The following is a 4,052-nucleotide window of genomic DNA, read 5'->3' as shown; positions in this document are numbered from 1 at the left end:
TCCCTTTACCCCCTTTTAATTTTGAAAAGGGGTAAAAGGGACACGGCACTGATCGCACAGAGAATCAAATTTGCTTTAAAAATGCCTCTCCACGGGGTGTAAGATGGACGCCACCGCGGCCACGTTCCATCTGAATAAAATTTTGACAGGACAAATATTCTAGCGTTCTCCGAATACAGCTCTCGGAACAAAATTGGCTCTGATTAAGCAGATAGGTACGGATGCTCCGCCGTCCAGCCCCTATGCCCGTAGAATTGATTATGGAGACCGCCTCCAGAACGGAGTGAATCCGCAAGCGTTCCGCCGCCTCCGCAGGAACAGAGGCGGCATCCTGCCTGGCCGCTCCGCTTATGTGGTCCTCCTGAGGGGCGTTGTCCAAAATGTACGGCGGCAGATCGGATACCTGGATCTCCTTCAGCCCCAGATTGGAGAGGTACTCAATACAGTTGCGCAGTTCGCGGATATTGCCGGGAAAGGAGTAGGACAAAATTTGGTGCCTTGCAGCGGAGGAGAGGGTGAAGCTGACCTTCAGGCGCTGCTGAAAGGAGGCGATGAGCAGAGGGATATCCTCCTTGCGCTCTGCCAGCGGCGGGATATAGAGCGGCAGGACATTGAGCCGATAAAAAAGATCGCTCCGGAACTCCTTGCTGCGGATCATCTGCGGAATGTCCTGGTTGGTGGCGGCGATCACGCGCACATCCACGGGGATGACCAGATCGCCTCCCACGCGGACCACTTCTTTTTCCTGGAGGACCCGGAGAAGCCGGACCTGAAGGTGGAGGGGCATCTCACCGATCTCATCCAGGAAAAGGGTGCCTTTGTGGGCCAACTCAAAAAGGCCCTGCTTTCCGTTCTTGTTGGCGCCTGTAAAGGCGCCCTTTTCATATCCGAACAGCTCGCTCTCCAGCAAGCTCTCCACCAGCGCACCGCAGTTGACGGCGATAAAGGGCTGGTTCTTTCGCGCGGAGGCGTTGTGAATGGATTGGGCAAACAGCTCCTTGCCAACGCCGGTGGCGCCTGTAATCAGAATGTTGGAGTTGGAGCGGGCCATGCGCTGGGCAATGGCCTTGCACTCCGCCAGCTTTTTGCTGCTGCCGACGATATCCTGAAAGGTGTACTTCGCAGTGGATTTGCTCCCCGTCACCTGACGGCGCAGCTTCCCCTGCCGCTGCTCCTCAGCCCAGTAATCCGAGATTTGCAGGTAGCCTGTTTCACGACCGGTCTGCAGCACAAGGTTGAGCTTGACGGCGTATGTCTTCCCGTCATAGGCCACCAACTGCTCCTGGGTCTCGTTCCCGCGGTGGATCTGGCAGGAGCGCAGAAAGGGGAAGGCGTCAAACAGCGGCTGGCCGATGAGCGATTGGGGGGACCTTTGAATAAGAGAGGCCACGTAGGAATCGCAGTAGAAAATATGCAGATCGCCGGTGAAGGCCAGAAGGCCGCGCTGTGGGGGCTCATTCCCAATGACGGCGTTGAATTCACTGACGGACAAGTCGTTGATAGATGGGCGGAACTGCGTGCATACCTGCTGAAAATAATCGATAAAGCCTTGGGTGGAGGTGATGTCCTGGACACCAAGGCCAAGGGCGATCTCAAACACGGTGGTCACGCTGAGCATGCGCCCTCTGATGCGAAGATTCTCCGTATATCCATGCGGAAGATTCATGTCTCCAAAAAGCACAATGTGTCCGGAAAGGGCCCGCTCCTCCAGGCCCGGATACCATACCCGCATCCGTTCGGCGGGAATTCCCAGCCTCTGGAGCAGGGTGTAGCGGGCCAGCGCGGCCCGGGGAGACTCGTGGGCCACTACGATGGGGCCGGAACGCTCCAGCTCCTGGATGGTCCTCAACTGGAATTTTTCCAGGGTATAGGCGCTCTGGACGATGGTACATTCCGGATTGAGATATTTCTGCGCGTAAGGGACCAGATCCAGCGCGGTAACCAGAGCCACGTCGGCTTCGATCCTGCCGCCATGCCACTCGGAAATCGTGACCACTTTGATAGAGACATGCTTGAAGAGGCTCTCCAGAGTGGCCTTATGGTTGTCGGCCGTAATGGGGATGTTGCTGATGATGGCGATGCGTTTCACGGTATCCCTCCCACAGGCTTAGGAGAAAAGTTGGCACCCGGATTGCTTTTCATTTTGTACAGCAAAAGATGCGTGGCAACCCCATTGTATCGGCATTGCACAGCGCCGTCAAGTCCGGCGGGCCAGGGAGGTATGCTCCCGCCGCCGAGGAAAAAGGAGGATAAAACATTGAAAATCACGGAGATCAAGACCTTTGTAGCAAATGCCTACCGCACAAATTTTGTTTTTGTCAAGCTTTATACGGACGAGGGAATCACCGGTGTGGGAGAAGGGACTCTTGAATACAAAGAGCATGCTCTGTTGGGAGCGGTGGAAGACCTGAAAGGTTATCTTTTGGGAACGGACCCCCGCCGAATTGAGGAGCACGTTTTCCACATGTACCGGGACTCCTACTGGAGGACAGGCCCGGTATTGATGAGCGCCATCAGCGCGGTGGAGATGGCCATGTGGGATATCACGGGAAAATACTATGGTGCGCCGGTCCATGCCCTTTTGGGAGGTCCCGTACGGGAGGAAATCGAGCTGTATGCAAACGGCTGGTTTGCGGGGGCCAGGAAGCCGGAGGAATTCGCGGCAAAGGCCAGGGCCGCGGTGGAGAAGGGGGTCCGTGCGTTGAAATGGGATCCCTTTGGCTCGGCCTATTTGACGCTGGAACGCCGCGAATTTGCCGAGAGCATAGACTGTGTGGCGGCTGTACGGGACGCGGTAGGAGGAGATGTGGAGCTCCTGATAGAGGGACATGGGCGGCTGAACGTGGAAACGGCAACGCGCATGGCCAGGGCGCTTGCGCCGTACGGCCCCATGTTTTTTGAGGAGCCGGTTCCGCCAGACAATCTGGACGCCCTGGCCGAGGTCCACCGCCGCTCGCCGGTCCCGATTGCGGCCGGGGAACGGATCTATTCCTTGGCCGCCTGCCGGGAATTCCTCCAGAAGGGATGTGCGGATTTTTTTCAGCCGGACCCGAGCCACTGCGGCGGGATTTTGGCGGTAAAGAAAATGGCGGCGATGGCAGAGCCCTATTATGTCAGTGTGGCGCCGCATAACCCGAGCGGTCCGGTAGCGAATGCAGCTTGCCTTCAACTGGCCGGCGCCACAATCAACTATGCGATTCTGGAGATCATGCTCACGGATGTGTCATGGCGCAGGGAGCTGACGGACGAAATGGTGGAGTTCCGCGCCGGGAAGATCCATGTGCCCAACCGGCCGGGGCTGGGTGTGGAGCTCAGGGAAGAGGCGTGCCGGAGCCATCCCTTTCAGCCGGTTTATTTAAGGCACTATAACGGAGTGCTTACGGATATCCGACCGGAGGGGAAACATACGGCCTATTACTTTCAAAATTTTGACTGACCGCGGGATGGTGAGGCCCGCGGAGCCGAGGGCTGCCGCCGCTTCGTGATCCGAAGCTGGGAGGGGCGGCCGCGGGAGAGGGTAGCGCGCGGGCAAAAGACAGAGAATGCACCTTGAAGATGCACAATACCTATTTGCCGTGATCTCGGCTCAATACAACTCTGCGATTGGATAACATCCCAGGGAATCAATGATATTTTCAAGCAGCTTGCGCTTGATCTGAAAGCGATTTCCGGTCATAATCAGCCATGTTGCGTCCGGGTTTTCTTCCGCCAGCCTCCGCAGTCTTTTCACGAATGCGGAAATATCCGGCCGTTTCTTCAGCAGAACTTCCGCCTCCGGGCTGGAACATTCTACGATGAATTTAGCCATATCTGCACCTCCCACGAACAGGATACCACAACTGATCATAGGGCTAATTAAGAAAGAGGGGACCCGTTTTCCGGAGATCCTCTCCAAGCAGCCCCATGTGGCCTATAAGGTGGACGATATGGAGCCCTATATCCGGCAGGCTCAGCGGGTCATTTTGGGACGGAAGCTTTGAGTGATACGATCCGCCCTACCATTATTCTCCATGACGAGGCCATCATCGAGCTCTACGAGGAAAAGTAAGGAC

Annotated in this window: 4 protein-coding genes; 2 read left to right on the top strand and 2 right to left on the bottom strand. The window is 56.5% G+C overall.

Going from position 1 to position 4,052, the window contains the following annotated elements:
- Window positions 1–64: 64 nt before the first annotated feature.
- Window positions 65–2,089, bottom strand: coding sequence for a sigma-54 interaction domain-containing protein (locus ABUA09_RS07715; protein ID WP_052082680.1), 2,025 nt, complete (start codon window positions 2,087–2,089; stop codon window positions 65–67).
- Between the two features lie 168 nt (window positions 2,090–2,257).
- Between ABUA09_RS07715 and dgoD the strand changes: the two genes are divergently transcribed.
- On the top strand, window positions 2,258–3,436 hold the full coding sequence (gene dgoD / locus ABUA09_RS07710; RefSeq protein ID WP_279204965.1) for a galactonate dehydratase: 1,179 nt from the start codon (window positions 2,258–2,260) through the stop codon (window positions 3,434–3,436).
- A gap of 150 nt (window positions 3,437–3,586) precedes the next feature.
- Here dgoD and ABUA09_RS07705 read toward each other — a convergent pair whose 3' ends face one another.
- Window positions 3,587–3,808 (bottom strand): MerR family transcriptional regulator, encoded by a 222-nt coding sequence (locus ABUA09_RS07705; RefSeq protein WP_143433257.1) that lies wholly within the window; start codon window positions 3,806–3,808, stop codon window positions 3,587–3,589.
- On the opposite strand from ABUA09_RS07705, the gene ABUA09_RS07700 reads away from it, so the two are divergent.
- Window positions 3,795–3,980: a hypothetical protein gene (locus ABUA09_RS07700; protein WP_052082681.1), complete on the top strand. Its 186-nt coding sequence runs from the start codon at window positions 3,795–3,797 to the stop codon at window positions 3,978–3,980. The two genes, ABUA09_RS07705 and ABUA09_RS07700, sit on opposite strands and share 14 nt — an antisense overlap.
- Window positions 3,981–4,052 lie beyond the last annotated feature (72 nt).

The sequence above is a fragment of the Intestinimonas sp. RTP31139st1_F5_RTP31139_211217 genome (assembly GCF_040226735.1).
Taxonomy (GTDB): Bacteria; Bacillota; Clostridia; order Oscillospirales; family Oscillospiraceae; genus Intestinimonas; species Intestinimonas butyriciproducens.
This window is presented reverse-complemented; position numbering and strand designations above follow the sequence as displayed.

Coding starts and splice junctions, on each gene's coding strand:
- ABUA09_RS07700 (WP_052082681.1), top strand. CDS start 3,795: ATGAATTTAGCCATATCTGCACCTCCCACGAACAGGATACCACAACTG.
- ABUA09_RS07705 (WP_143433257.1), bottom strand. CDS start 3,808: ATGGCTAAATTCATCGTAGAATGTTCCAGCCCGGAGGCGGAAGTTCTG.